This is a genomic window from Streptomyces sp. NPDC059696 (genome assembly GCF_042733745.1).
GTDB lineage: Bacteria > Actinomycetota > Actinomycetes > Streptomycetales > Streptomycetaceae > Streptomyces.
The window spans coordinates 45,169-71,360 of record NZ_JBHWFG010000022.1 but is presented as its reverse complement, the minus strand read 5'-3'; the positions used below and the strand labels follow the sequence as shown (position 1 = coordinate 71,360).

The 26,192-nt window shown below is 72.4% G+C and carries 24 protein-coding genes; 15 read left to right on the top strand and 9 right to left on the bottom strand.

What is annotated here, in order from left to right; genetic code table 11:
- Window positions 1-7 precede the first annotated feature (7 nt).
- The 6 genes from ribH to ACFV20_RS23665 all read left to right on the top strand — a co-directional run bounded on the left by ribH (window position 8) and on the right by ACFV20_RS23665 (window position 4,824).
- Window positions 8-493: a 6,7-dimethyl-8-ribityllumazine synthase gene (ribH, locus tag ACFV20_RS23690; protein WP_030843258.1), complete on the top strand. Its 486-nt coding sequence runs from the start codon at window positions 8-10 to the stop codon at window positions 491-493.
- Window positions 494-527: 34 nt separating this feature from the next.
- The gene (locus ACFV20_RS23685; RefSeq protein WP_019983911.1) at window positions 528-800 is read left to right on the top strand and encodes a phosphoribosyl-ATP diphosphatase; all 273 of its coding nucleotides are present in this window, start codon (window positions 528-530) and stop codon (window positions 798-800) included.
- 51 nt (window positions 801-851) lie between these two features.
- Window positions 852-1,700: an ATP phosphoribosyltransferase gene (hisG, locus tag ACFV20_RS23680; RefSeq protein WP_031108172.1), complete on the top strand. Its 849-nt coding sequence runs from the start codon at window positions 852-854 to the stop codon at window positions 1,698-1,700.
- A gap of 14 nt (window positions 1,701-1,714) precedes the next feature.
- Entirely contained in the window at window positions 1,715-2,170 is a 456-nt protein-coding gene (locus ACFV20_RS23675; protein ID WP_385659447.1) for a PH domain-containing protein, read from the top strand.
- Between the two features lie 246 nt (window positions 2,171-2,416).
- The gene (locus ACFV20_RS23670) at window positions 2,417-3,751 is read left to right on the top strand and encodes a hemolysin family protein (RefSeq protein ID WP_385659446.1); all 1,335 of its coding nucleotides are present in this window, start codon (window positions 2,417-2,419) and stop codon (window positions 3,749-3,751) included.
- Window positions 3,748-4,824: a hemolysin family protein gene (locus ACFV20_RS23665; protein WP_385659444.1), complete on the top strand. Its 1,077-nt coding sequence runs from the start codon at window positions 3,748-3,750 to the stop codon at window positions 4,822-4,824. Before ACFV20_RS23670 ends, ACFV20_RS23665 begins: the two co-directional genes overlap by 4 nt.
- A 160-nt stretch (window positions 4,825-4,984) precedes the next feature.
- On the opposite strand, the gene ACFV20_RS23660 is transcribed toward ACFV20_RS23665, so the two are convergent.
- Together ACFV20_RS23660 and ACFV20_RS23655 are read right to left on the bottom strand one after the other, a co-directional pair.
- The gene (locus ACFV20_RS23660) at window positions 4,985-6,844 is read right to left on the bottom strand and encodes an AAA family ATPase (protein WP_385659548.1); all 1,860 of its coding nucleotides are present in this window, start codon (window positions 6,842-6,844) and stop codon (window positions 4,985-4,987) included.
- A gap of 429 nt (window positions 6,845-7,273) precedes the next feature.
- Complete coding sequence (locus ACFV20_RS23655) at window positions 7,274-7,930, bottom strand: uridine kinase (RefSeq protein ID WP_385659442.1); 657 nt, start codon at window positions 7,928-7,930, stop codon at window positions 7,274-7,276.
- 222 nt (window positions 7,931-8,152) lie between these two features.
- On the opposite strand from ACFV20_RS23655, the gene ACFV20_RS23650 reads away from it, so the two are divergent.
- The 3 genes from ACFV20_RS23650 to ACFV20_RS23640 all read left to right on the top strand — a co-directional run bounded on the left by ACFV20_RS23650 (window position 8,153) and on the right by ACFV20_RS23640 (window position 10,494).
- On the top strand, window positions 8,153-9,532 hold the full coding sequence (locus tag ACFV20_RS23650) for a peptidase C39 family protein (RefSeq protein WP_385659441.1): 1,380 nt from the start codon (window positions 8,153-8,155) through the stop codon (window positions 9,530-9,532).
- Between the two features lie 89 nt (window positions 9,533-9,621).
- On the top strand, window positions 9,622-9,762 hold the full coding sequence (locus ACFV20_RS23645) for an SCO1431 family membrane protein (RefSeq protein ID WP_385659439.1): 141 nt from the start codon (window positions 9,622-9,624) through the stop codon (window positions 9,760-9,762).
- A gap of 75 nt (window positions 9,763-9,837) precedes the next feature.
- Complete coding sequence (locus ACFV20_RS23640) at window positions 9,838-10,494, top strand: TetR/AcrR family transcriptional regulator (protein ID WP_385659438.1); 657 nt, start codon at window positions 9,838-9,840, stop codon at window positions 10,492-10,494.
- A 48-nt stretch (window positions 10,495-10,542) separates the two neighbouring features.
- On the opposite strand, the gene ACFV20_RS23635 is transcribed toward ACFV20_RS23640, so the two are convergent.
- Window positions 10,543-11,808 (bottom strand): glycoside hydrolase family 18 protein, encoded by a 1,266-nt coding sequence (locus ACFV20_RS23635; protein WP_385659436.1) that lies wholly within the window; start codon window positions 11,806-11,808, stop codon window positions 10,543-10,545.
- A gap of 332 nt (window positions 11,809-12,140) precedes the next feature.
- On the opposite strand from ACFV20_RS23635, the gene ACFV20_RS23630 reads away from it, so the two are divergent.
- Window positions 12,141-13,313, top strand: coding sequence for an acyl-CoA dehydrogenase family protein (locus ACFV20_RS23630; RefSeq protein WP_385659435.1), 1,173 nt, complete (start codon window positions 12,141-12,143; stop codon window positions 13,311-13,313).
- Window positions 13,314-13,896: 583 nt separating this feature from the next.
- On the opposite strand, the gene ACFV20_RS23625 is transcribed toward ACFV20_RS23630, so the two are convergent.
- Complete coding sequence (locus ACFV20_RS23625; protein ID WP_385659433.1) at window positions 13,897-14,328, bottom strand: hypothetical protein; 432 nt, start codon at window positions 14,326-14,328, stop codon at window positions 13,897-13,899.
- 270 nt (window positions 14,329-14,598) lie between these two features.
- Between ACFV20_RS23625 and ACFV20_RS23620 the strand changes: the two genes are divergently transcribed.
- The 4 genes from ACFV20_RS23620 (at window position 14,599) to fxsA (ending at window position 18,821) form a co-directional block, all read left to right on the top strand.
- Window positions 14,599-15,039: an Lrp/AsnC family transcriptional regulator gene (locus tag ACFV20_RS23620; RefSeq protein WP_006136660.1), complete on the top strand. Its 441-nt coding sequence runs from the start codon at window positions 14,599-14,601 to the stop codon at window positions 15,037-15,039.
- Between the two features lie 114 nt (window positions 15,040-15,153).
- Window positions 15,154-16,755: an amidohydrolase gene (locus tag ACFV20_RS23615; RefSeq protein WP_385659430.1), complete on the top strand. Its 1,602-nt coding sequence runs from the start codon at window positions 15,154-15,156 to the stop codon at window positions 16,753-16,755.
- Between the two features lie 534 nt (window positions 16,756-17,289).
- Window positions 17,290-18,093, top strand: coding sequence for a polyprenol monophosphomannose synthase (locus tag ACFV20_RS23610; RefSeq protein ID WP_385659428.1), 804 nt, complete (start codon window positions 17,290-17,292; stop codon window positions 18,091-18,093).
- A gap of 152 nt (window positions 18,094-18,245) precedes the next feature.
- Window positions 18,246-18,821, top strand: a complete 576-nt coding sequence (fxsA, locus tag ACFV20_RS23605; RefSeq protein ID WP_385659426.1) for an FxsA family membrane protein — start codon at window positions 18,246-18,248, stop codon at window positions 18,819-18,821.
- 128 nt (window positions 18,822-18,949) lie between these two features.
- Here the strand turns inward: fxsA and ACFV20_RS23600 are convergent, their stop codons facing one another.
- The 4 genes from ACFV20_RS23600 to ACFV20_RS23585 all read right to left on the bottom strand — a co-directional run bounded on the left by ACFV20_RS23600 (window position 18,950) and on the right by ACFV20_RS23585 (window position 22,403).
- On the bottom strand, window positions 18,950-19,324 hold the full coding sequence (locus tag ACFV20_RS23600) for an RNA polymerase-binding protein RbpA (protein ID WP_030247095.1): 375 nt from the start codon (window positions 19,322-19,324) through the stop codon (window positions 18,950-18,952).
- A gap of 266 nt (window positions 19,325-19,590) precedes the next feature.
- Window positions 19,591-20,937 (bottom strand): MFS transporter, encoded by a 1,347-nt coding sequence (locus tag ACFV20_RS23595; protein ID WP_385659425.1) that lies wholly within the window; start codon window positions 20,935-20,937, stop codon window positions 19,591-19,593.
- Window positions 20,938-20,985: 48 nt separating this feature from the next.
- Window positions 20,986-21,753 carry a glycerophosphodiester phosphodiesterase gene (locus ACFV20_RS23590; RefSeq protein WP_385659423.1) on the bottom strand — a complete coding sequence of 256 codons (768 nt, stop codon included), beginning with the start codon at window positions 21,751-21,753 and terminating at the stop codon, window positions 20,986-20,988.
- Window positions 21,750-22,403, bottom strand: coding sequence for a YitT family protein (locus tag ACFV20_RS23585; RefSeq protein WP_385659422.1), 654 nt, complete (start codon window positions 22,401-22,403; stop codon window positions 21,750-21,752). The genes ACFV20_RS23590 and ACFV20_RS23585 overlap by 4 nt, the downstream gene beginning before the upstream one ends.
- 99 nt (window positions 22,404-22,502) lie before the next feature.
- Between ACFV20_RS23585 and ACFV20_RS23580 the strand changes: the two genes are divergently transcribed.
- Window positions 22,503-24,002 (top strand): PLP-dependent aminotransferase family protein, encoded by a 1,500-nt coding sequence (locus ACFV20_RS23580; RefSeq protein WP_385659421.1) that lies wholly within the window; start codon window positions 22,503-22,505, stop codon window positions 24,000-24,002.
- 131 nt (window positions 24,003-24,133) lie between these two features.
- On the opposite strand, the gene ACFV20_RS23575 is transcribed toward ACFV20_RS23580, so the two are convergent.
- Window positions 24,134-26,143, bottom strand: a complete 2,010-nt coding sequence (locus tag ACFV20_RS23575; protein ID WP_385659419.1) for a hypothetical protein — start codon at window positions 26,141-26,143, stop codon at window positions 24,134-24,136.
- Between the last annotated feature and the right edge of the window lie 49 nt (window positions 26,144-26,192).

Here is a 26,192-nt window from a genome sequence, read left to right as displayed (position 1 = left end):
GAGCAACGTGAGCGGCAAGGGTGCACCGGAGCTGTCCGTACGCAATGTGGGTGACCTCCGGGTCGCCGTCATCGCGGCACAGTGGCACGAGAAGGTGATGAACGGCCTGGTCGACGGCGCCCTGCGCGCCCTGCACGACCTGGGCATCGACGAGCCGACCCTGCTCAGGGTCCCCGGCAGCTGGGAGCTCCCGGTCGTCGCCAAGGTCCTCGCCGGCCGCGGCTACGACGCGATCGTCGCCCTCGGCGTCGTCATCCGCGGCGGAACCCCCCACTTCGAGTACGTGTGCCAGGGCGTGACCCAGGGCCTCACCCAGGTCTCCGTCGACACCGGCGTCCCCGTCGGCTTCGGCGTGCTGACCTGCGACACCGAGGAGCAGGCCCTGGACCGCGCCGGAATCGAAGGCTCCAACGAGGACAAGGGACACGAGGCGGTGACGGCGGCGGTGGCGACCGCGGCCACCCTCCGCTCAGTATCCGAACCCTGGCACTGACGGAAGCCGGGTGTGGCATAGGCTGAGCGTCACCATGTCCAAGAAGACGTTCGAGGAGCTCTTCACCGAGCTCCAGCACAAGGCCGCCCAGGGCGACCCCGCCACTTCCCGCACCGCAGAACTGGTCGGGAAGGGCGTCCACGCCATCGGCAAGAAGGTCGTCGAAGAGGCCGCCGAGGTGTGGATGGCCGCCGAGTACGAGGGCAAGGAAGCCGCCGCCGAGGAGATCTCGCAGCTGCTGTACCACGTCCAGGTGATGATGGTCGCCCGCGGCATCTCCCTCGACGACGTCTACGCCCATCTGTAAGCCACGCCCTGTTCCCCCCAGCACAGACACCACGCGAAGGAAGCCGACCTCATGCTGCGCATCGCCGTCCCCAACAAGGGTTCCCTGTCCGGCCCTGCGGCGGAGATGCTGCATGAGGCCGGCTACCAGCAGCGCCGCGAGTCCAAGGAACTGCGGATCGTCGACCCGGTGAACGAGGTCGAGTTCTTCTATCTCCGCCCCCGCGACATCGCGATCTACGTCGCCTCCGGGCAGCTCGACATCGGCCTCACCGGCCGGGACCTGCTCATCGACTCCGGCGCCGAGGCCGAGGAGATCCTCGCCCTCGGCTTCGCCCGCTCCACCTTCCGCTACGCCACCAAGCCCGGCACGATCAGCGGCCTCGCGGACCTGACCGGCAAGACGATCGCCACCTCCTACGAGGGCATCGTCGCGGCCCACCTCGCCGAGCACGGCATCGACGCCTCCGTCGTCCACCTCGACGGCGCCGTCGAGACCGCCATCCAGCTCGGCGTCGCCCAGGTCATCGCCGACGTCGTCGAGACCGGCACCTCGCTGCGCAACGCGGGCCTGGAGGTCGCCGGCGAGCCGATCATGCAGTCCGAGGCCGTGGTGATCCGCCGCACCGGCGCCGACGCCGACGACCCCAAGGTGCAGCAGTTCCTGCGCCGCCTCCAGGGCGTCCTGGTCGCCCGGACGTACGTGATGATGGACTACGACTGCCGCGTCGAGCAGCTGGAGAAGGCCGTCGCCCTCACGCCCGGTCTGGAGTCGCCGACCGTCTCCCCGCTGCACAACGAGGGCTGGGTCGCCGTCCGCGCGATGGTCCCGGCGAAGGAAGCCCAGCGGATCATGGACGACCTGTACGACATCGGTGCCCGGGCGATCCTGACCACGGCCATCCACGCCTGCCGTCTCTGAGGGGCGTACCCGAGATGTCCGATCTGCCCACCCTGCCCGTCACGTTCCGGCCGGGCAGCACCCGTGTGGTGCTGCTCAGCGCGGCCGTCGCGATCTTCGTCGTGATCACCGCCGTCGCGATGCTGCTGAAGCAGCTCAGCCCCGGCGAGCGGGTCAGTTTCATCGCCACGGCGCTGCTGCTGGACGCCGTGCTGCTGCTCCTGGCGCGGCCCAAGGTCGTCGTCGACGAGGACGGCGTGACTGTCGTCAATCTCACGAACAAGCGCCGGCTGGAGTGGGCGGAGATCCTCCAGGTGACCCTCCGGCCCGGCGACCCCTGGGTGTTCCTCAACCTCAGCGACGGCACCAGCCTGCCTGCTCTGGGTATCCAGCCGGGCCTGGCCAAGCAGCGCGCGATCGCCGACGCGCGGGCCCTGCGGGCCCTCGTCGAGGCCCGTTCCCCGGCGGACCCCGAGGGGCACCGGGGCTGACTCGGGGCATCCTCCGGGTGGCCGCCACTGCCGCACCGGGCCCTGTCTTGATTAATCTGTTGGGCGGAGGCGTGACGGATGCGCCTCCGCCTCTGTCACCCCGACCGGTGGGCAGAGGCCCCTGCTCACCGAGGAGTGACCCCCTCCGGCGATGGACGGATCGTCCTGCAGTACCTGCGCCGCCCCCTGCCGACATAGCGCGTACCTCGGAGCCGAGGTACGCGACCGTGTGGAGGCGGCGGCATCATGACCACCCCCCTGCTGCTCCTCGCAGCCGCGTTCCTGCTGATCCTCGCCAACGGATTCTTCGTGGCGGCCGAATTCGGACTCGTGACGGTCGAACGGCCCGAGGCCGAGAAGGCCGCAGCCGAAGGCGACCGGCGCGCCCACCGTGTCGTGGAATCGCTCAAGGAACTGTCCTTCCAGCTCTCCGGCACCCAGCTCGGCATCACCATCACCTCCCTCGTCGTCGGCATGCTCGCCGAACCGGCGCTCGCCGAGCTGCTGCACGGCCCGTTCACCGCGATCGGCATCCCCGAGGGAGCCGTCTCCGGTGTCACGGTCGTCGTCGGCATGCTGCTGGCCTCCGCCGTGCAGATGGTGATCGGCGAGCTCCTGCCCAAGAACTGGGCGGTGTCCCGGCCGCTGCAGGTCGCCCGCTTCGTCGCGGGCCCGCAGCACGTCTTCGCCCGGCTGTTCCGCCCGGTCATCGCCGGCCTCAACGCCGTGGCGAACCGGCTCGTGCGTGCCCTGGGCATCGAGCCCGCCGAGGAGCTGGCCTCCGCCCGCACCCCCGGCGAACTGGTCTCCCTGGCCCGCCACTCCGCCCTGGCCGGCGCCCTGGAGCAGGACACGGCCGACCTGTTCGTGCGGACCCTGTCGCTGGGCGAGCTCACCGCGCAGCACGTGATGACGCCGCGTGTGAAGGTCAGCGCCCTGCAGTCCTCCGCCACCGCCGAGGACGTCGTCAACCTGACCCGCGCCACCGGCCTGTCCCGCTTCCCCGTCTACCGGGAGAAGATCGACGAGGTCGTCGGCATGGCCCACCTCAAGGACGCGCTCGCGGTGCCCGTCGGGGACCGGCTGCGCACCCCCGTCGGCCACATCGCCCGCCCCGCGCTGCTCGTCCCCGAGACGCTGCCGGTGCGGCCGCTCCTCGCCCGGCTGCGCAGCGAGCAGCCCATCGCGGTCGTCGTCGACGAGTACGGCGGCACCGCCGGTGTCGTCACACTGGAGGACATCGTCGAGGAGATCGTCGGCGAGGTCCGTGACGAGCACGACGGCCACGACCTGCCCGAACTGGCCGCCGTGCCGCCGGAGGACGGCAAGCCCGCCTGGGACGTCGACGGCAGCTGCCGCGTCGACGTCCTGCAGCGCATAGGCCTCGACGTGCCCGAGGGCCCCTACGAGACCGTCGCCGGCCTGATCGCCGACCTGCTCGGCCGCATCCCGGCCGTCGGCGACAAGGCGGAGCTGCCCGGCTGGCGGCTGTCGGTGCGCCAGATCGGCCACTACCGCGCGGAGCGGGTCCGGCTGGTCCGGACCGCCCCGGTGGTCTCCATGGCGGAGGCCGTCCGATGAGCGTGCTCCAGCTTCTCTTCGCCGCGCTGCTCGTGCTCGCCAACGGCTTCTTCGTCGGCGCCGAGTTCGCGCTCGTCTCCGTACGCCGCAGCCAGATCGAACCGCTCGGCACCGCCCGCTCCCGGCAGGTCCTCCACGGGCTGGAGCGGCTCCCGCAGATGATGGCGGCGGCCCAGTTCGGCATCACCATCTGCTCGCTGACCCTGGGCGCGGTCGCCGAACCGACGGTCGCGCACCTGCTGGAGCCGGTCTTCGAGTGGATCCACCTGCCGCACGGCATGATCCACCCGCTGACCTACGTCATCGCCCTCGCCGCCGTGGTCTTCTTCCACCTCGTCATCGGCGAGATGGTCCCGAAGAACCTGGCGATGGCGGCCCCCGAGAAGGTCGCGCTGTGGCTCAGCCCCGGCCTGGTCTGGTTCGCCCGCTTCTGCAAGCCGATCACCGCCGCCCTCGGCGCGGTCTCGCAGGGCATCCTGCGGCTCTTCCGCGTCGAACCCAAGGACGAGGTCGAGGCCGTCTTCACCAGCGAGCAGCTCAACCGGCTGGTGGAGGACGCCGGCCAGGCCGGTCTGCTTGACCCGGAGGAGGCCGAACGCCTGGAGGACGCCCTGGAACTGGGCTCCCGCCCGGTGACGGACGTCCTGCTGAAGCGGGAGTCGCTGGTGACGGTCAGCCCGTCGGTCACCCCCGGGCGGATCGTCGAGCTCACGGCCCGCACCGGCTACTCCCGGTTCCCGGTCGCCGCGGACAACGGCGCGTTCATGGGCTACCTGCACGTCAAGGACGTCCTCGACCTGGAGGACTCGGACCGGGCCGTGCCGCAGCACCTGTGGCGCCCCATGACGACCCTGCGGTCCGAGCTGCCGTTGGACGACGCGCTGACGGTGATGCGGCGCGCGGCGACGCACCTGGCGCAGGTCGCCGACGGGTCGGGGAAGGTGCTGGGTCTCGTCGCCCTGGAGGACGTGCTGGAACTGCTCGTGGGGGAGGTGCGGGATCCCGCGCACCGGCAGGTGCCGGAGGTCCGGGTCACCGAGCCTCGGGGCAGCGAGGAGGCGTTGGCTTCGTAGGGGTCCGGCTACGGGCGCGCGGGGGCGTTGGCTTCGTAGGGGTCCGGCCACGGGCGCGCGGGGGCTGCTCGCGCAGTTCCCCGCGCCCCCGGGTGGGTGTCCTGCCCGGTCGCGCGGGGGACCTGCGCGACCGGACCCCGTCGGCCCTCGGCCGACGGACTCACATCGCCGACGGGTCCTGCGGTCCCCGCCCCGACAGGACCTCTCCGTACGCCTGCATCAGGTCCGGCAACCGCAGGGTCGCCAGATCGTCCCGGCCCAGCGCCCCGGGGTACACGGACAGCCGCAGATCCCGGTACGCGCAGCTCTTCTCGTACAGCGTCCGCAGGAACCGCCCGTTGCCCAGCTCGTCGATCCACCCCTGGTCCACCACGTGCCCGGCGATGGAGCGCAGCTCGTCCAAGGCCTCCTCGTCCCACAGGTCGCCGTTCTCCGCCGCCAGCACCTTGCCGATCTCGGTGAGTTCGAGCGGACGGTAGGAGGGGAAGTCGACGCGGGTCGTGAAACGGGACGACAGCCCGGGGTTCGCCGCGAGGAGGCGGTCCATGCCCTCCGGGTAGCCGGCCAGGATCACCACCAGGTGGTCCCGGTTGTCCTCCGCGCGCTTCAGCAGCACCTGCAGGGCCTCGTCGCCGTACGCGTCCCCCTTGCCGTAGCCCGAGTTGGACAGGGAGTAGGCCTCGTCGACGAAGAGGACGCCCCCGAGAGCCGAGTCGATCAGCTCGTTCGCCTTCACGGCCGTCTGCCCGAGGTACTCCCCGACCAGGTCGGCCCTCTGCGCCTCCACGAGGTGGTCGCCACCGAGCAGTCCGAGGGCGTAGAAGACCCGGCCCAGGATGCGGGCGACGGTGGTCTTGCCGGTGCCGGAGGGCCCGGAGAAGACGAAGTGGCGTTTCGGCGGCTGGACCGGCAGGCCTTGCCCGGCGCGCAGCCGGGCCATGTTCAGCTGCGCCGACAACGCCTTGACCTGGCGCTTCACCGGTTCCAGCCCCACCATGCGCTCCAGCTCGGCGAGCGCCTCCTCCAGTAACGCCGGGTCGGTGGGCCCGGCGGGCAGGGTAGGAGCGGGGCCGCTCCTCTCGCGGAACGGGGGGCCGACGACCGGAGGCAGGGGGACGATCGGCGGCTCGGGATCGGGCAGTCGCAGATCGCGCCCTTCCGGACCGAAGAGCGGGTCGAACGCGTCCGGGCCGTCCACGACGTCCTGACCCGCGCCGGTGAGCGTGATCGCGGCCAGGTCGGTGGCGTCGTCGTACCCGTCGCCCTCGGCGATCGCGGCGAGCCGGGCGGAGGTGTCCATGAACGCGGGGTCGACGCGGTGCACCGCCCGGTACAGGGGCAGGGCGGCGGCACTGCGGCCGGTGCCCTCGTGCGCCCGGGCCAGCCAGTAGCGCAGCTCCTTGCGCTGCGGCTGCTCGCTGCGGCAGCGCATCAGCGCGGCGGACAGCAGGGGTTCGGCCTGGCCGTACATCTCCAGGCGGACCCGGGCCATGCCGCCGAACAAGCCCGCCTCGATGCCGAGCACGGGGTCGTCGAGCAGGGGATCGGTGTGGCGGACCAGTTGCTCCCAGTCCTTGACCAGATAGGCGCGGCAGGAGTGCAGGAAGCGGACCTGCTGGTCGGTGTCCACGGGCGGCAGCCCGGCGAGGGCCCGGTCCAGCTCGGGGACGTGACGGCCGTCCAGCCAGTGGGAGGCGTGCGCGAGCAGCAGATCGCGCGGGCTCTCCAGCACCGGCTGCACCCACCAGCCCAGCCAGTACCAGGAGTTGAGGGCCCGGCGGTAGCGGGTGCGCTGCTCACCGAAACGGTCCCGGTGGCGGAACATCCGCAGCAGCGCGGTCGTGGTGTCGACGCGCAGCGCGTGCAGCCCCAGCCAGCCGTCGGCCATCCCGGAGTCCATCCGCACGGCGGCCCGGAACTCCTCCTCCGCCTGCGGATACGCGCCCATGGTGTAGGCGTCCACGCCTCGCAGCCAGGCGAGGTCGGCCGGGGCCTGTGGGCCCTGCGTGCCGAAGTCCATCACGTCCCCCACGAACCGTGCCCCCGTCGGTATGCCAACGAGCCGTCCCCCGGTCGGCTGCCCTGCTCGAACCGCTGTGCCACGGACCGGAGTTGCACCGTGCCGAAGCAACCGTCCGCAGGCCGCAACGAGGGCATCGTACCCGCGGGGACGCCGCCTCCGTAGGGTGCCTCACGGGGCGTTCGGCGAGGTGGGAGCGGATGCGGCGGACGCGTGCGCGATGACACTGGGTGAGCGCTCGGCGCCCGGCGGCGGCCGGAAAACCGAAAGAGGACAGAACGAAGCCCCCGATCACGGGGGAACAACCGGGGGCTTCGCGTCTGTGGGCGGCTCCGATGCCGCTCATTGAGAACGTAAGACCTGTACGGCCCAGCGGTCAAGCCGAGTTGAAGCACTCCGGCAAGTTGCCCCGCAAGGCCTTTCACAAGTTCAGCACACAGCGGGCGGACCGTCACCGTCCGTGAGGGGCTGGTCCGGTCCAACCATCCCAGCAGGCCCCTTGAGCACCTCGTATCCCTGTTCCCGCTGCCGTACCAGGAGGTCGGCGAACGGACGCGAGGGGTCGCCGGCGAAATGCCGGCGTTCCGCCGGGACCCACCCGTCCCAGAACTCCCGCTGCTCCTCCCCGTCGCGTGAGCGGCCCCGCGCCCAGGCCTCCTCGGGTGGCAGGTCCATCCAGAGCAGCAGGGCCAGGTACGGGCGCAGCGCGCGGCGTCCCGCGCCGACGCCCTCGACGAGGACCACCGGCGCGGGCGGCAGCGCGCGCGGGGGGCCGAAGCGGCGGGCCGTCCAGTCGTAAGGGGCGTAGTGCGCGGTGCGGCCCCGGGTGAACGGCTCGACGACCTGGTCGAGCAGGCGGCCGGTCCAGTCGAACAGCGCGTCGTGACTGGCGACGTCGTCGAGGCGCAGCACCGGCACACCGCCCAGCGCCGCGGCCAGCTCTCCGGCGAACGTGCTCTTCCCGGATCCGGCGTGCCCGTCGACCCCGACGAGCCGGACCGGGCCGCAGGAGGGCGCCAGGCGGCGGATCCGGGCGGCCAGATCGCGGACGGCGGGGCCCGGCGCGGGGCGGAAGGACGGATTCATCTCGCTGCGCACTCTAACGAGGGCGTGCGCGCCGAGGATGCCGCAGGCCGGCGGGTCCGCCCCGGACGCCACTGGTCGACGCCAATATTGGTGGGCGCGGCACGCGTCGAAGTGCTGGCAGGACAGGGCGGGCTGTGCTCATATGTGGCGCACGCACGGATGCGACCGCCGTGCACGGACCTGCCCCGCACCTGCCCGACTCCGACATCCGGGGGCCCCGCCATGCGCAGAGCCGAACAGCCGTCCCGCAGAACCGTCCTGGCCGCCGCGGTGGCCGCCGCCGTCGCCGCGGGCGCGGGTCCGGCGGCAGCCGACCCCGAGGTTCCGATGACGACCGACACCGTGGACCCCGCCCGTGCCGTCCCCGCCCGCACCGTCGACAACCGGTTCTGGTTCTCCTACGGCGACTGGTCCGGCGGCACGGCGAAGGGCACCCGGGCCGTGGCGGGCGCCCGCCCGGGCGTGGTGATCGCGAAGGCCGCCGGGACGTTCCGGTACACGGACCCGCACACCGGCACCACCGCCGCCTGGGAGTACGGCACCTGGACGTCCCCCGCCCACCGGCTCGCCGTCCCCGCGACCGAGGCGATCGTCTCCTGGAACGCGCACACACCGGCCGGCACCTGGATCCAGGCCGAGATCAAGGGCACCTACACCGACGGTTCCGGCACACCGTGGTACGTCATGGGCCGCTGGGCGGCCGGCGACCGGGACATCCGGCGCACCTCGGTCGACGGCCAGAGCGACGGCAGGAGCAGCGTCTGGACCGACACGCTGGCGATCGACGAGCCGTCGACCGGCCTGCGTCTCGTCTCCTACCGGCTGCGCCTGACCCTCTACCGCAAGCCCGGCACCACGCTCACCCCCACCGTGTGGCGGCTCGGCGCGATGGGCTCCGACGTACCCGACCGGTTCACCGTCCCGGCCTCCAGGCCCGGCGTGGCGAAGGAATTGGCCGTCCCGCGGTACTCGCAGGAGATCCACAAGGGCCAGTACCCCGAGTACGACAACGGCGGCGAGGCCTGGTGCAGCCCGACGTCCTCCCAGATGATCATCGAGTACTGGGGCGGCCGCCTCACCGACGGGCAGCTGGACTGGGTCGATCCCGCGTACGCCGACCCGCAGGTGTGCCACGCGGCCCGTTTCACCTACGACTACCAGTACGCGGGCTGCGGCAACTGGCCGTTCAACGCCGCCTACGCGGCCACGTTCAAGGACCTGCAGGGCGTCGTCACCCGGCTCGGTTCCCTCACCGACCTGGAGACGCTGATCGCCGCGGGCGTCCCGGCCATCACCTCCCAGTCGTTCCTGAAGGAGGAGCTGACCGGTGCCGGGTACGGCACCGCGGGACACCTGATGACCGTCGTCGGCTTCACCGCCGAGGGCGACGTGATCGCCAACGACCCGTTCTCGGCGACCAACGAGGCCGTGCGGCGCGTCTACCGGCGGCGCGAATGGGAGAACATCTGGCTCAGGACCAAGAGGTACAACGCCTCCGGCAAGGTGGTCTCGGGCACCGGCGGGGTCTGCTATCTGTACTTCCCGGCGCGCCCGAGCGCGGCCCAGCGCAGGGCACTGGCGGCGGTGGGCGTCCGCGTGTGACCGGCCTTACGGCCGCGGGCCCGGCTCGGCTGGCAAGGTGGACGGACCCCGGGGGGAGTCCGTCCGCACCAGCGACCCAGTGAGAAGCCATGACCGCACTGTCAGCCACCGTCCTCCGCGCCCGCACCGGCGGCCCCCGTGACGACGGCCCGAAGATCGTCGAACACGTCCTGGGCTGGACCCTCGTCGTGGTCGTCGCGATGCTCGTGACCCGGCTCGGGCTGCTGTGACCTGACCCACGGCCCGGGAGTGAGGCCTGCCATACTGCGGAGGTCCCACCCCGCCCGTTGAGACCAGGGTCGAAATTGAATATCAGCCCCCAGCCTGCCGCGCGCCCCAGAGCCCGCGGCACCGAGCGCTCGATGGCGCGCCGTGCCGAACTCATCGCCATCGGGCGGAGGTTGTTCGCCGACACGTCCTACGACGCCCTGTCGATGGACGACATCGCCCGGCAGGCGCACGTCGCCAAGGGACTGATCTACTACTACTTCCAGTCCAAGCGCGGCTACTACCTGGCCATCGTCCAGGACTCGGTCGCCGAGCTGCTGACCCTCGCGGCGAGCGGTCTGCAACTGCCCCCGGTCGACCGGGTCCAGCGCACCATCGACAGCTATCTGCGCTACGCCGAGCACAACCATGCCGCCTACCGGACGATCGTGAGCGGCGGCGTCGGCTTCGACACCGAGGTGCACGCCATCCGTGACGGCGTGCGCGAGGCCGTCGTGGCCACGATCGCCGAGGGCGCGTACGGCCGTGCCGACATCACCCCGCTGGCGCGGATGGGCCTGCTGTCCTGGGTGTGCGGCGTCGAGGGCGCCACGCTCGAATGGATCGACCGTCCCGAGCTGGCCCGGGACACCATGTGCGAACTGCTGGTGAAGACCCTCGGCGGTGCCCTGCGCGCGATCGAGGAGCTCGACCCCGCCCACCCGGCGCCGCAGCCCGCGCGCCGGGGCCTGTGAGCGAGGGGCGGAGGGCCGCCGCGGCCGCTCCGCCCCGGTCGTCGTGCCCTACCTGATCGCCTTGATCAGCTCACCGTTCGCGGTGTCGCCGCTCAGCTCCCAGAAGAAGGTGCCGCCCAGGCCCTGGCGGTTCTTGTAGTCCATCTTGGTGCCGATGGTCGCCGGGGTGTCGTAACTCCACCAGTTGGCACCGCACTTGGCGTACGCCGTACCGGCGACCGTCCCCGTCGCCGGGCACGTGGTCCTGAGCACCTTGTAGTCCTCGATGCCCTGCTCGTACGTGCCCGCCGCCGGGCCGGTCGCGGTGCCGCCCGGTGCCGCCTGCGTGACACCGGTCCAGCCACGGCCGTAGAAGCCGATGCCGAGCAGCAGCTTCGAGGCGGGGATGCCGAGGCCCTTGAGCTTGGCGATGGTCGCCGAGCTGTGGTTGTCCGCCTTGGGGATGCCGGGGTACGAGGTCAGCGGAGAGTGCGGGGCCGTGGGGCCGGCGGCGTCCCAGGCGCCGAAGAAGTCGTAGGTCATCGGGTTGTACCAGTCGACGTACTGGGCGGCGCCCGCGTAGTCCGCCGCGTCGATCTTGCCGCCCGGGGTGGCGTCGGCGGTGATCGCCGCGGTGACGAGGTTTCGCGAGCCGAACTTCGCCCGCAGCGCCTGCACCAGGTTCCGGAAGGCCGCCTTGCCGCTGGTGTCGCAGGTGGCGCCGCAGGCGTTCGGGTACTCCCAGTCGATGTCGATGCCGTCGAAGACGTCGGCCCACTTGGAGTTCTCGACGAGGTCGTAGCAGGACTGGGCGAAGGCGGCCGGGTTCTTCGCGGCCTCGCCGAAGCCGCCCGACCAGGTCCAGCCGCCGAAGGACCACAGCACCTTGAGGTTCGGGTGCTTCTGCTTGAGCTTGCGCAGCTGGTTGAAATTGCCGCGCAACGGCTGGTCCCAGGTATCGGCCTTGCCGTCGACGGACTCGGCGGCGGTGTAGGTCCGGTCGGTGGCGGCGTAGCCGTCGCCCATGGCGCACTTGCCGCCCGTGACGTTGCCGAAGGCGTAGTTGATGTGGCTGAGCCTGCTGCCGGAGCCGGACGTCTCGATGTTCTTGACGTAGTACTTGCGGTCGTAGGTGCCCCATTCGGTGAAGTACCCGATGACCTTGGATCCGGCGGCCTCGGCCCGGGGAGCGGCCTGCTGTGCTGCGGCGGCCTCCTGAGCCGAGGTCGCCGCGGTGGCGGAGGTGCCCGCGCCGGCCAGCAGACCGGCGCCGAGGGCGGCGCAACAGGCCGCGGACAGGATGGTCCGGAAGCGGGAACGGTGGGGGGTGTGCATCCGGTGTCTCCTCGTGGGGAGAGGGGAACGCGCGCCGATTGGCATGAACGCGGTGAATCGGTGGAGCGAAACAGTAGGAGGACTAGACCAGTTGGGTCAATGGTGCGGACCAATTTCACCGCCCCGGACGCATGTGGCCCTTTCTTGAAGTAAGCGGTCGTTAACTGGTGACGGGATGCCTCCGATCGGGCATACTCACAGCGCACAGCCGCTGGTCAGCAGCTTCCGAGACCCGGGACTGCAAGCATCGGCCAGGCACCAGAACGACCCGGCGGCGTCGCCCCCACCCATGGGCCCGTCCGCCAGTGCCCGACAGGGAGGAGAGCGTCGCCATGCCCGACCGCGCCCCGCAGCCGGTGGACCGACAACTGCCCACGGAGGAGGCCCGGGACCTGATCTCACTCGTGCGCGACATCGCACAGCAGGAGATCACCCCGAAGGCGGCCGAGGAGGAGGACGCCGGCCGCTTCCCGCGCGAGCTGTTCACCCTCCTCTCCCGCTCCGGACTGCTCGGTCTGCCCTACGACTCCGAGTACGGGGGCGGCGACCAGCCCTACGAGGTCTACCTCCAGGTCCTGGAGGAGCTCGCCGCGGCCCGTCTCACCGTCGGGCTCGGTGTCAGCGTGCACTCCCTGGCCTCGTACGCCCTCGCCGCCCACGGCACCAAGGAGCAGCAGGTCGAGCACCTGCCCGCGATGCTCGGAGGCGGCCTGCTCGGCGCGTACTGCCTCTCCGAGCCGCACTCCGGATCCGACGCGGCGGCCCTGCGCACCAAGGCCGTGCGCGACGGCGACGACTGGGTGATCACCGGCACCAAGGCCTGGATCACCCACGGCGGGATCGCCGACTTCTACACGGTCATGGCCCGCACCGGCGAGGAGGGGCCGCGCGGGATCACGGCCTTCCTGGTGCCGGGCGACGCGGAGGGCGTGAGCGCCGCGGTGCCCGAGAAGAAGATGGGCATGAAGGGCTCACCCACCGCGCAGGTCCACTTCGACGGCGTCCGCGTCGGCGACGACCGCCGCATCGGTGAGGAGGGGCAGGGCTTCGCGATCGCCCTGTCCTCGCTGGACTCGGGGCGGCTCGGCATCTCGGCGTGCGCGATCGGCGTGGCGCAGGCCGCGCTCGACGAGGCGGTGACCTACGCGGCCGAGCGCCGCCAGTTCGGCAAGCCGATCGCCGACTTCCAGGGGCTGCGCTTCATGCTCGCCGACATGGCCACCCAGATCGAGGCGGGCCGTGCGCTCTACCTCGCGGCGGCGCGGCTGAAGGACGCCGGCCGGCCGTTCGCGAAGCAGGCCGCCATGGCCAAGCTGCACTGCACCGACACGGCGATGCGGGTCACCACCGACGCCGTGCAGGTCCTCGGCGGCTACGGCTACACCGCCGACTTCCCGGCCGAGCGCTACATGCGCGAGGCCAAGGTGCTGCAGATCGTGGAGGGCACCAACCAGATCCAGCGGATGGTCATCGCCCGCCATCTCGTGGGTCCAGAGGGACGCTGAACTGGTCGAGGCCCCGCCAGGGGGCCGCGAGCCGCATCCACTCCGGGTCGTGCCGGCCCGGGAGGGTGCGGCCGCCTTCGGCCCAGGCGCGCATCAGGTCGCGGTAGATCGGCGGGTCCTGGTAGCGGGGCGGAGCCGGCCGAACCGATTCTGCGGGCGGCGGGACGTACAGGAGGCGCTGACGCCCTGTCGCTGAGGAGATGGGGGTCATACCCGGGCAACGCGGCGAAGCCCGGACAGGTCACCGGAAGGTGGAATCGGGCGTTCGTTCACTGCCGTGCGCGGGGCCGGCCGTCCGGTTGTACGCGCGTTGCGCGCCCGCGTGTGTCGCGATGCGCGCCCGCGTGCGCCCGGCGTCGCGTGCCCGGTGTCGTCGACCGGTGTCGCGCAGCGTGCGCCCGCGTGTCCGGTGCGCGTTCCCGTGCCGCTCAACGTGCGCCCGCGTGTGTCCGGTGCGCGTTCCCGGCTTTCCGGCGGGCGTCGGGCATCCGCTCCGGGCGTGTCGGACCGCACCACGGCGTCCTGCCGGTCGTGGTGCGGTTCGGCTGCGGAAGTGGAGCGGTCGGGCGAGGAGGGCCCGCGCTCAGGCCGCCTGGCGGCGCATGACGGGGACCCTGATGGGGCGTGAGCCCGGACCGCCGACGTGCGAGAACGGCTGGGTTCGCCAGTCGAGCCCCTGAGGGAGCGTCAACAGGAGTGCGGTGTCCTGCTCCTGGGGTTCCACGGACTCGTCCGCGGGACGGGCGTCCGTGGCCCTGCGGCCGGTTCCGGCGCAGACCGTCAGTCCGAAGGGGTTCCACGGCGAGGCGCACAGCGCGTGCTCCGGCAGAACCTCCTCGTCCGCCAGCAGGGCGATGGGCTGCGCACAGTCCGGGCAGACGACCCGGAACATCTCGAACGTGTCGTAGGCGTCGAGTTCGTCGTCGTAGGCGTCGCGTTCGACGCCCTCCGGCTCGGGCTCGACGACGAGCTGCCGCTTGGGTGCGGTGCGACCAGGGCGCTTAAGACTCTGCATTGGGTTCTCCCCCTCGGGCTGGGCCGTATCAGGCACTGCGGCCTCGACCACAGCAAGCACTTCCCGTCCCCCCTGGGTGGTAATCACGAAGACATTACGGAGCCTGTTCGAGCCATGTGGCGTTCGTCACATGTCCCGTCTGGGTGTCCGCTGCGGTGTGTTTGTCCCCCGGACGGCTGACCGTCGTCCGCCGGCCCCCTCGCGAAACCGGGCCTGGGCCGGGCCGCTCAGGTATCCGAGGAGATCAACCGCACTGTAGGTTCTTGCGCCATGGAGGAGCTGGACCGACAGATCGTGCAGCTGCTCGTCAAGGACGGGCGGATGAGCTACACCGACCTGGGCAAGGCCACGGGGTTGTCCACCTCGGCCGTGCATCAGCGGGTGCGGCGACTGGAGCAGCGGGGCGTCATCCGGGGCTACGCCGCTGTCGTCGACCCGGAGGCCGTCGGGCTGCCGATGACGGCGTTCATCTCGGTGAAACCGTTCGACCCCAGCGCACCGGACGACATCGCGGACCGGCTCGCCGGCGTGCCGGAGATCGAGGCGTGCCACAGCGTCGCCGGCGACGAGAACTACATCCTGAAGGTGCGGGTGGCGACGCCGCACGAGCTGGAGGAGCTGCTGGCACGGGTGCGGTCGCTGGCGGGGGTGTCGACGCGGACGACGGTGGTGCTGTCCACGCCGTACGAGGCGCGACCGCCGCGGATCTGACCGCCGGTCGCCGCCCGGTCGCCGGTTGGGGGTGCGGGTCGTGCGGGGTTGTGCGCGCGGTTCCCCGCGCCCCTGATGCGGGGGTCGCCCCTCGCCCCTGTGAGACTGTGCTCCATGAGTGAGTCCACCGCCCCGCCCAAGACCGTTCTCCTCCGCCGTGGAGAGGTCCACAGCCCTGCCGACCCCTTCGCCACGGCGATGGTCGTGGAGCGCGGGCAGGTGGCCTGGGTGGGGTCCGAAGGCGCCGCCGACGCCTTCGCGGACGGGGTCGACGAGGTGGTCGACCTGGACGGGGCACTGGTCACCCCGGCGTTCACCGATGCGCATGTGCACACCACCGCGACGGGGCTCGCCCTGACCGGGCTCGACCTCTCCGGCGCCCCCACCCTGGAAGCCGCCCTCGCCCTCGTCCGGGATTTCGCCGCCGCCCGCCCGGACGACCGGGTGCTGCTCGGGCACGGCTGGGACGCGGCCCGCTGGCCCGGAGGCCGGCCCCCGACGCGGGCCGAGCTCGACGAGGCCGCCGGACACCGGCCCCTCTACCTCAGCCGGATCGACGTCCACTCGGCGGTCGTGAGTACCGCCCTGCTCGATCTGGTGCCCGACGCCGCCCGGACGGACGGACCGCTCACCGCCGCCGCCCACCACGCCGTGCGGGCCGCCGCCTTCGCGGCCGTGACGCCCCGGCAGCGCACCGAGGCGCAGCGCGTCGCGCTCGCGCACGCCGCGTCGCTCGGCATCGGCACGCTCCACGAGTGCGCCGGGCCGGAGATCTCCTCCGAGGACGACTTCACCGGCCTGCTGCGCCTCGCGGGGGAGGCACCCGGGCCGCGGATCGTCGGCTACTGGGCCGAGCAGGACGTCGCCAAGGCGAGGGAACTGGGAGCGGCCGGCGCCGCGGGAGACCTGTTCGTCGACGGCGCCCTCGGCTCGCACACGGCCTGTCTGCACCAGCCGTACGCCGACGCCGGTCACACCGGCATCGCCTACCTGGACGCCGAAGCGGTCGCGGCGCACGTCGTGGCCTGTACCGAGTCGGGTCTGCAAGCCGGATTCCACGCCATCGGCGACGCGGCCGTGGACGCCGTGGTGGAGGGCGTGCGCGCCGCCGCCGAGAAGGTCGGACTCGCCAGGGTCCGGGCCGCCCGGCACCGCGTCGAGCACGCCGAGATGCTCACCCCGGAAACGGTCGCCGCCTTCGCGGAGCTCGGCCTCACGGCCTCGGTGCAGCCCGCGTTCGACGCCCTGTGGGGCGGCGAGGAGGGCATGTACGCACAGCGCCTGGGAGCGGAGCGGGCTCGCGGTCTGAACCCCTTCGCGGCCCTGCTGCGCGCCGGTGTCCCGCTCGCTTTCGGCTCCGACAGCCCCGTGACCCCGCTCGACCCCTGGGGCACGGTCCGGGCCGCCGCCTTCCACCGCACACCGGAGCATCGCGTCTCCGTGCGCGCCGCGTTCACGGCGCACACGCGCGGAGGCTGGCGGGCCGTCGGCCGGGACGACGCGGGTGTTCTGGTCCCCGGCGCCCCCGCCGACTACGCCGTCTGGCGCACCGGCGAACTCGTCGTCCAGGCCCCGGACGACCGCGTCGCCCGCTGGTCGACGGATCCCCGCTCCGGCACCCCCGGCCTGCCCGACCTCACCCCGGGCCACGACCTGCCCGTCTGTCTGCGCACCGTGGTGGGCGGACGCACGGTCTTCGTAGGGCCGGGCGAGTGATCTACGGGGGTGGCGCGCATGAAGTCGTGCGCCGCGCCCCCGTCGCGCGACCTGCGCATCCTCGGCCCTGACCAGGGCTTTGGTGAGAGATGCGCAGGTCGAACGGCTGTTGACAGGCGGCCGCAGGGGGCCGGTAGGTTCGGCCGAGTCCACCACCGGACGCCCGACCGGGGAACGTCCGAGCACTCGCCGCGGCGCCGCCGGGTCAGGGACGGTGTGCCGCACCGGGGCACCGTCACTGGGAGCCAGGCTCAGGCCGGCGCAGCGCCGAGGGAACGTTCCGGCCGGTCGGGGAGGTGTGACCCGGGTGGGGCCCGCGCGCTCAGTAGACAACGGCTTTCGGTCGATCCGCAGCCAGCGGATCCCAGGTCGGCCCGAAGGGCGCCGGGCCCCCATCCGCCGCACGTCCGCACCCCGGGGCGCCCTGCTGCCCCCGTCTTTCGGATTCGACACCACGATTCGAACGTCCTGTCACGTCATCGCAGGCGGGGCCCACTATGGTGGACCCCTGCGTATGAACATGAAGGGGCAGCAGTGAACGACGGCGACGGGACCCTCGCGGGAGAAGCCCAGGTGAGGAAGTTCGGCCCGCTCGGCACGGCCTTGGTGATCATCCCGACCTACAACGAGGCGGAGAACATCAAGAGCATCGTCGGCCGGGTACGCAAGGCCGTCCCCGAGGCGCACGTGCTCGTGGCCGACGACAACAGCCCGGACGGCACGGGCAAGCTGGCCGACGAGCTGGCCGTCGAGGACGACCAGGTCCACGTGCTGCACCGCAAGGGCAAGGAAGGCCTGGGCGCCGCCTACCTCGCGGGCTTCCGCTGGGGCCTGGAGCGCGACTACGGCGTGCTGATCGAGATGGACGCCGACGGCTCCCACCAGCCCGAGGAGCTGCCCCGTCTGCTCACCGCCCTCAAGAGCGCCGACCTGGTGCTGGGCTCGCGCTGGGTGCCGGGCGGCCGAGTGGTGAACTGGCCGAAGTCCCGCGAGGTGATCTCCCGGGGCGGCAGCCTCTACAGCCGGCTGGCGCTCGATCTGCCGCTGCGTGACATCACCGGCGGCTACCGTGCCTTCCGCCGCGAGACCCTGGAGGGGCTCGGCCTCGACGAGGTCGCCTCCCAGGGGTACTGCTTCCAGGTCGACCTGGCCCGCCGCGCCGTCAAGGCCGGCTACCACGTGATCGAGGTGCCCATCACCTTCGTCGAACGCGAACTCGGCGACTCCAAGATGAGCCGCGACATCCTCGTCGAGGCGCTGTGGCGCGTCACGGCGTGGGGCGTGGGGGAGCGGGTCGGCAAGGTCACCGGACGCGGGGGCAAGTCCGCCAAGGCGTGAGCGCCCGCCGCTCACGGGGGCGGCCGTCCACGGGGGCGGCTGTTCAAGGGGGCGGTCGTCCACAGGGGCGGCCGTTCAAGGGGGCGGCCGTCACAGAAACAGCTGATGGCGGCCTTATCCCGCCCTGAGCCGGGGCCAGGCACACTGGGGGCATGACGACTGGCGCTCAGACCCCGCTGCCCCCTGCCCGGCCCAAGCGCTCCCGGCTGCGTACGTTCCTGCCGCTGGGTGTCGCCGCGTGGCTCGTGCTGGAGATCTGGCTGCTCACGCTGGTCGCGGGGGCGACCAGCGGGCTGGTGGTCTTCCTCGTGCTGCTGGCGGGCATCGTCCTCGGCGCGGTCGTCATCAAGCGGGCCGGGCGGCGAGCCTTCCGCAAGCTCTCCGAGACGCTGCAACAGCAGCAGAGCGGAGTGATGCCGGAGGCGGCTCGCACCGACAGCGAAGGCAACGGCCTGATGATGCTGGGCGGCCTGCTGCTGATGATCCCCGGTCTCGTGTCGGACGCGGTGGGCCTGCTCCTGCTGCTGCCGCCGGTCCAGAAGATCGTGAGCCGCTCGGCGGAGCGCACGTTCGAGCGCAAGCTCCGCGAGGCCGGCGCGGGCTCCTTCGGCGGCGCCTTCCAGCAGGCCCGCATCCACCGGCCCGACGGCAAGGTCGTCCAGGGCGAGGTCATCAGGGACGAGCCGGGCGACACCCCCCAGCCGCCGCGCCCGCCCCTGACGCACTGAGCCGGTCCGGGGCCCGTGCAGGAACCGGGCTCCGGACCGGACACACACAGGACCGCGGGCGCCGTACTTCTCGTACGGCGCCCCCGGTCCTGTGATGCGCTGTTGTTCGGGCCAGGCCCCTGGGGGGACTATGCCGACTTGCGGCTGTCACGGGGATGAACAGCGATGTTCATCGCACCGGAACGCAGCACCGCCAGGCGCTCCTCGAGGACCTCTTCGAGCTCCTCACGGGTGCGCCGCTCCATCAGCATGTCCCAATGCGTACGCGCGGGCTTGCCCTTCTTCTCTTCAGGGACATCGCCGTCCACGAGGAGTGCCTGGGCCCCACAGACCTTGCACTCCCACTCCGGCGGGATCTCCGCCTCGACCGAGAAGGGCATCTCGAACCGGTGCCCCTTCTCGCATGCGTACTCCACGGCCTGGCGCGGGGCCAGGTCGATGCCGCGGTCCGTCTCGTAGCTGGTCACCACGAGGCGCGTGCCGCGAAGAGCTCGCTCACTCATGAATCGTGCCTCCCGGGCTTGTCGCCCACAGGACAGGTGTCGCTGTCGTCGTCATCCGGTCAACGTCCGGTCGGCGGTAAAGATTCCCGTTCCGAGTCCCGTTCCGGGTCATGCGTCGCCGTCGTAGCCGCCCTTGTTGTACCCACCAGCGCCCGGTTTGTCACATCTGATAACAGATCTAACCCAGCGTTTCGGCATCTTTGACGCGCAGTAACGGTACGCCTGGCAGGCCAAACGCGTACACTACAGCCCTTTCGCTCCGAGTGCTAAATCCTGTCAGGAACCGGATTCCCCGCCGCGCCGATCGCACGCCGCACCGGAACCCGGGCGAGCAGGGCGAATCCCACGACGAAGAACGCCACCAGCGAGACGATCGCGTCCCGGTAGCTCCCCGTCAGCTGGTAGGTCACCCCGAACAGCAGCGGCCCCAGCCAGCTCATCCCGCGGTCGCTCATCTCGTACGCCGAGAAGTATTCGGCCTCCTTGCCCGGCGGGACCAGATGGGAGAAGAGGGACCTGGACAGTGCCTGGCTGCCGCCCAGGACCAGGCCGATCCCGGCGGCCAGGACGAAGAACCACACCGGTGCCCCGGCCGGCAGGAAGTACCCGGCCCCCAGGGTCGCCGTCCACGCGACGAGTGACCCAAGGATCGTGCGTTTGGCCCCGTACGTCCGGGCCAGCCGGCCCATGGCCAGCGCGCCCGCCACCGCCAGCACCTGCACCAGCAGGACGGCGCCGATGAGGGTGGACTGGCCGAGCCCCAGCTCCTCGGAGCCGTAGACCGAGGCCTGGGAGATCACCGTCTGGATGCCGTCGTTGTAGACGAGGTACGCGAGCAGGAAGGCCAGCGTCAGCGGATGGCGGCGCATGTCGCGGACGGTCGCCGCCAGCTGCCGGAAACCCGGCAGGGCCGCCTCCCGGCCGGCGGTCCGGCGATCGCGCAGCCGACTCAGCGGGACGAGGGCGAACGCGCCCCACCACAGGCCGGCCGACGCGAGACAGATGCGCACCGCCGCGCTCTCGGAGAGGCCGAAGCGGGCGTGCCCGGTGTAGAGGACCAGGTTCGCCACGAGGACCAGCGCGCCCGCCGCGTAGCCGAAGGCCCAGCCGCGGGAGGAGACCGCGTCCCGCTGCTCGGGCGGCGCGATCTGCGGCAGATAGGAGTTGTAGAGCATCATCGCCACGGACTGCGCCGCGTTGGCGACGACCAGCAGGGCCCCGCCCAGCAGATAGCGGTCGCCGTCCAGGAAGAACATGGCCGCCGTGGCCGCGGCGCCGGTGTAGGCGGCGGCCGCGAGGAGGGGCTTCTTGCGGCCGGTGCGGTCGGCGGCGGCACCGACCAGCGGCATCACCAGCACGGCCACGATCACCGACAGGGACACCGAGTAGGCGAAGAAGGACCCGGCGCGCACCGGGACGCCCAGCGGGTGGACGTACCCGTCCGGGTCGGCGGCCGACTTGGCGACCGAGGTCAGATAAGGACCGAGGAACACGGTGAGTACGCTCGTCGAGTAGACGGAGCAGGCCCAGTCGTAGAAGTACCAGCCGCGCTGTTCGCGTCTCAGCTCCGCGGCCCCGTCGGCCGGCGGTGTCCGCACGGTGTCGTTGCCCACCCGTGCCCTCGCTTCCCCGTGAACGCGCGGAGGCGACGTGCCCGGGGGCTAGACCCAGACGCCGCGGTCCTCCATGACCTTGCGCAGTGTGTCGATGTGATCGGTCATGATGCCATCCACGCCCAGGTCGAGGAGCCGGTGCATGGTCTCGGCTTCGTTGACGGTCCACACGTGCACCTGGAGCCCGCGCGCGTGGGCGGCGTGCAGGAAGCGCCGGTCCACCACCTGGATCCCGGACTGGACCTCCGGGACCTGTGCGGCCACCGCGGAGCGGCGCACCGCCGCCGGCAGCCCCCAGGAGCGCAGCCGCAGACGGAGCACGCCCCGCGTGCCGTACGACGTGGCCAGGCGCGGGCCCGCCAGCCGCTGGGCGCGCACCACCCGCGCCTCGGAGAACGACCCGAGGCAGATCCGGTCCCAGGAGTCCGTCCGCCCGACCAGGTCCAGGAAGGGCAGCAGCGCCGCCTCCGCCTTGACGTCCACGTTCCAGCACACGTCGGGGAAGGTCTCCAGGAGTTCCTCGAAGAGGGGGAGCGGCTCCTCGCCCGCCACGCGGGCCTGCCGTACCTCGTGCCACGGCAGGTCGGCGATCCGGCCCGCGCCGTCCGTCACCCGGTCCAGCGTCGCGTCGTGGAACGCGACGAGCCTGCCGTCCCGGGTGGTGTGGACGTCGGTCTCGATGTACCGGTAACCCGCCTCGACGGCACGCCGGAACTGCCGGGTCGTGTTCTCCAGGCCGTCCGCGGCCCCGCCCCGGTGGGCGAAGGCGATCGGGCCGGGATGGTCGAGGTAGGGATGGCGTATCCGGGGGGTCACAGACGCAGTATCGCCCCTCGGGGTTGACCGGCGGCAACGGCCCTGCTGCCGCCGGATGCCGCGGGGACGGCGAACAGGCGCAGGAAGAACTGGGCGAGCGGGCCGATCGCCAGGGCGTACAGCAGAGTGCCGATCCCGACGGTGCCGCCGAGGGCGAAGCCGGTCGCCACGACCGTGAGTTCGACGCCCGTGCGGACCAGGCGGATCGAGACGCCCGTGAGCCGGTTCAGCCCCGTCATGATGCCGTCGCGCGGGCCCGGTCCGAAGCGGGCCGCGATGTACAGACCGGTCGCTGCGCCGTTCAGGACGACCCCCGCCACCATCAGCGCGACGCGCGGCGCCGGGCCGTGCGCGTCGGGGACCAGGGCCAGTGTCGCGTCCATCGCCATGCCGATGACCAGCACGTTGGAGACCGTGCCCAGGCCCGGCCGCTGCCGCAGCGGGATCCAGAGCAGCAGCACCACGGCCCCCACCAGGGTCAGTACGACACCGATCGACAGCCCGGTCCGCTCGGCGAGACCCTGGTGGAGCACGTTCCAGGGCTCCAGCCCGAGGCCCGACCGGACGAGCAGCGCCGAACTGGCGCCGTACAGCGCGAGACCGGCGTAGAGCTGGACGAGCCGCCGGGCGAGATGCCCCCGCGTGGACATGATGTGCCCCCTGTGGTGGTAGTGGACTGATGCATGCCACCATGTGGCTTGGATGGAGAGGCCATCCATGGCCAATCCGGGGAAGGTGGACTGATTTCGATGGCGGAATGGACCTCGGCCGTGGGTGCGGCACAGCTCGCCCGGCTCCTCAGCTCCCAGCAGGACCGCCCGGCGGGCCCCGGCACCCGCCGTCCGCCGGCCTACCGCGCGCTCGCGGACGGCATCCGCCTGCTGGTGCTCGAGGGGCGCGTCCCGGTGGCAGCCCGGCTGCCCGCCGAGCGCGAACTCGCCCTCTCCCTGTCCGTCAGCCGTACGACCGTCGCCGCCGCCTACGAGGCGCTGCGCAGCGAGGGGTTCCTGGAGTCCCGGCGCGGTGCGGGGAGCTGGACCGCGGTTCCGGCCGGCAACCCACTGCCCGCGCGCGGGCTGGAACCCCTGCCGCCGGAGGCCCTCGGCTCCTTGATCGACCTCGGCTGCGCCGCCCTCCCGGCTCCCGAACCCTGGCTCACCCGAGCCGTCCAGGGCGCCCTGGAGGAGCTTCCGCCCTACGCGCACACACACGGCGACTATCCCGCCGGGCTGCCCGCGCTGCGGGCGATGATCGCCCAGCGCTACACCGCCCGCGGGATCCCGACCATGCCCGAGCAGATCATGGTGACGACCGGCGCGATGGGCGCCATCGACGCCATCTGCCACCTGTTCGCCGGGCGCGGGGAGCGCATCGCCGTCGAATCGCCCTCCTACGCCAACATCCTGCAGCTGATGCGGGAGGCCGGGGCGCGGCTGGTGCCCGTCGCCATGGCCGAGGGGCTCTCGGGGTGGGACATGGACCGCTGGCGGCAGGTCCTGCGGGACGCCGCTCCGCGCATCGCGTACGTCGTCGCCGACTTCCACAACCCGACCGGGGCGCTCGCGGACGAGGACCAGCGCCGGCGGCTGGTGGACGCGGCGCGGTCCGCGGGCACGGTGCTGATCGCCGACGAGACGATGAGCGAGCTGTGGCTCGACCCGGAGGTGCGGATGCCGCGGCCGGTGTGCGCGTTCGACCCGGCCGGGTCGACGGTGATCACGGTGGGCTCGGCGAGCAAGGCCTTCTGGGCCGGGATGCGGATCGGGTGGGTACGGGCCGCCCCGGACGTCATCCGCAGCCTGGTCGCCGCCCGCGCGTACGCCGACCTCGGTACGCCGGTGCTGGAGCAGCTGGCGGTGCACTGGCTGTTCGGGACCGGGGGCTGGGAACAGGCCGTGGAGGTGCGCCGGGAGCAGGCGCGGGCGAACCGGGACGAGCTGGTGGCCGCGGTGCGGCGGGAGCTGCCCACGTGGGAGTTCGAGGTGCCCCGGGGCGGGCTGACCCTGTGGGTGCGGACCGGGGGTCTGTCCGGGTCGCGGCTGGCCGAGGCCGGGGAACGCGTGGGCGTTCGGGTGCCGTCCGGGCCGCGGTTCGGGGTCGACGGGGCCTTCGAGGGGTACGTGCGGCTGCCCTTCACCGTGGGTGGGGCGGTGGCCGAGGAGGCGGCTGTGCGGCTGGCCGCGGCGGCGGAACTCGTGGAGAGCGGCGCGGTGGGGAGTGTGGAGGCGCCGCGTACGTTCGTGGCGTAGGGGCGTAGGGGCGTAGGGGCGTAGGGGCGTAGGGGCGTAGGGGCGTAGGGGCGTCGGGGCGAGGGGGCGTAGGGAGCGGGGCCGGGCTGCGCCGCCGGGGGCTGTGCGCCCCGGCGGCACGGCGGCCGCGGCTACGTCTCCTTGGCCAGGGCCGGCACCTGGTCCGACACGGGTTCCTCCGCCGGGGTGGCTCCCTGGTCGGGCACAGGGTCTTTGCCCCGGGCGGCTACCGGCTTCGGCAGGGGTTCCTCGGCCGGGGTGGCTCCCTGGTCGGGCACAGGGTCTTTGCCCCGGGCGGCCACCGGCTTCGGCAGGGGTTCTCCGGCCGGGGAGACCCCCTGGTCGGGCACAGGCTCCTTGGCCCGGGCGGCCCCCGGCTCCGGCAGGGGTTCCTCGGCCGGGGTGGCTACCGGGTCCGGCGCGGGCTCCTCGGCCCGGGCGGCCGCCCGGGCCGGCACGGGCTCTTTGGTCAGGACCAGCACCCGCTTCGGCAGCGGTTCCTCGGGCGTCTGCGATTCCGGCGGCTTCGTCGGGTTCGGCTCCGGCTCCGGTTCCGCTTCCGTCGGTACCGGGTCCGGCTCGCTCTCCGGCCAGTCCTGCTCCTGCTCGGGGATCGTCTCCCCGTCCGCCGGATCCGTGCGGAGCGGGAGGAGGGCGAGTACCGCCTCGCAGAGAGCGTCGGGTGTGGCGTCGTCGTAGGGGTTCGGCGTGGCCGGGACCTGGAGGCGGTGGACCGGGCCTGTGCCCAGGCGGGCGTACCCGCGGCCCGGCGGGAGCTCGTCGATCAAGGTGGTGGGCGGGGGCGCTCCCAGCACCGTGGCGAGCTGCTCGGCCGTGGCCGGACCCAGGACCACGCGGGCGCGGGTGTGCTGGCGTACCGGATCGCTGAGGGCGTCCACGCTGTCCAGCTGGTCGGCCACGACCACCGTCACGTTCGCGGGGCGGCCGTGCCGCAGCGGCACCTGGAGGAGGGACTGCGGATCCTTGCGGCCGTCCGCCGCGGCCAGGTGGGTGAAGGCCGTCGGACGGTCGAGGAGGATCCACAGCGGGCGCTTGGTGTCGGCGGGCGGCGGGTCGCCCGCCTGGTGGGCGCGGTTGGCGGCGATCAGGCGGCGCTCGGTCTCGGTCGCGGCCCACTCCAGGCAGGCCGTGACCCCGGCCAGCCCGGCCTCCACCGCCAGGACACCGTCCCGTCCGGTCAAGCAGGCGTACTCGCCGGTGCCGCCGCCGTCGACGATCACCACGTTGCCGTGCTGCAGGGCCTGCAGGGCGATGGACCGCAGCAGGGTGGAGGTGCCGCTGCCCGGCTGGCCGAGCGCGAGCAGGTGCGGCTCGGTGGAGCGCAGGCCCGTGCGCCAGACGACCGGCGGCACGTCCCGCTGCTGCTCCCCGTAGGTGACGGGGAGCGTGCGCTGGACCCGGGTGGGGTCGGTGAAGCCCAGGACCGTCTCGCCGGGGGTGGTGACGAAACGCTGGGCGGCGATGTCGACGGGGAGCGGCAGGAGCACACCGACCGTCAACTGGTTGCCCTCCTCGTCCCACGTGAAGTGGTATTCGCGGCCCCGGCCCGACTTGGCCGCGAGGAGGTGCTCGATCCGGGCGCGGGCCTCGGCCTCGCCGTCGGTGAAGTACGCCGGGTAGCGCACCACCAGCTGCGCGATCCGGCCGCCGCCGTCGAAGGCGTAGGTGGGGAAGGCCTTGTCCCACGCGCCGCCGTGCGAGTACAGCGGCTCGGGGTCATCGGCGGCGGAGAAGTACGGCACGAGCGCCTCGTACAGCGACTTCAGCCGCTGGGTCTGCGACTCGTCGGGCCCGTCCGGCGCCGCCGCGGAGCGCTCCCGGCCCTGCCAGGCCGCCGCCGCCATCAGGGTGATGGCGGCGAGCAGCGGTCCGTACGGCACCAGCGCCACGACCAGGACGACGGAGGCCACCAGGAACAGCAGCGCCCCCCGTCGCTCCTTGGGGGTCTCGGTCCATCTGCGCCGCCCGGCCGCTGCCAGCCGGCGCAGACCCCGTGTGATCGTGATCAGCGGGTGGAGGACGTCGGTGGCGCTGTCGGCGGCCGTCCGGGCCAGCTCCCGGCTCCGGGCGAGCTGTGCGCTGCCGTTGCTCAGAATGCGGGGGAGGGGGCGCCGGGCCACTACTGCCTCCAGTGGGTGCGTACGGGCGGGATGCGTACGGGGAACGGGG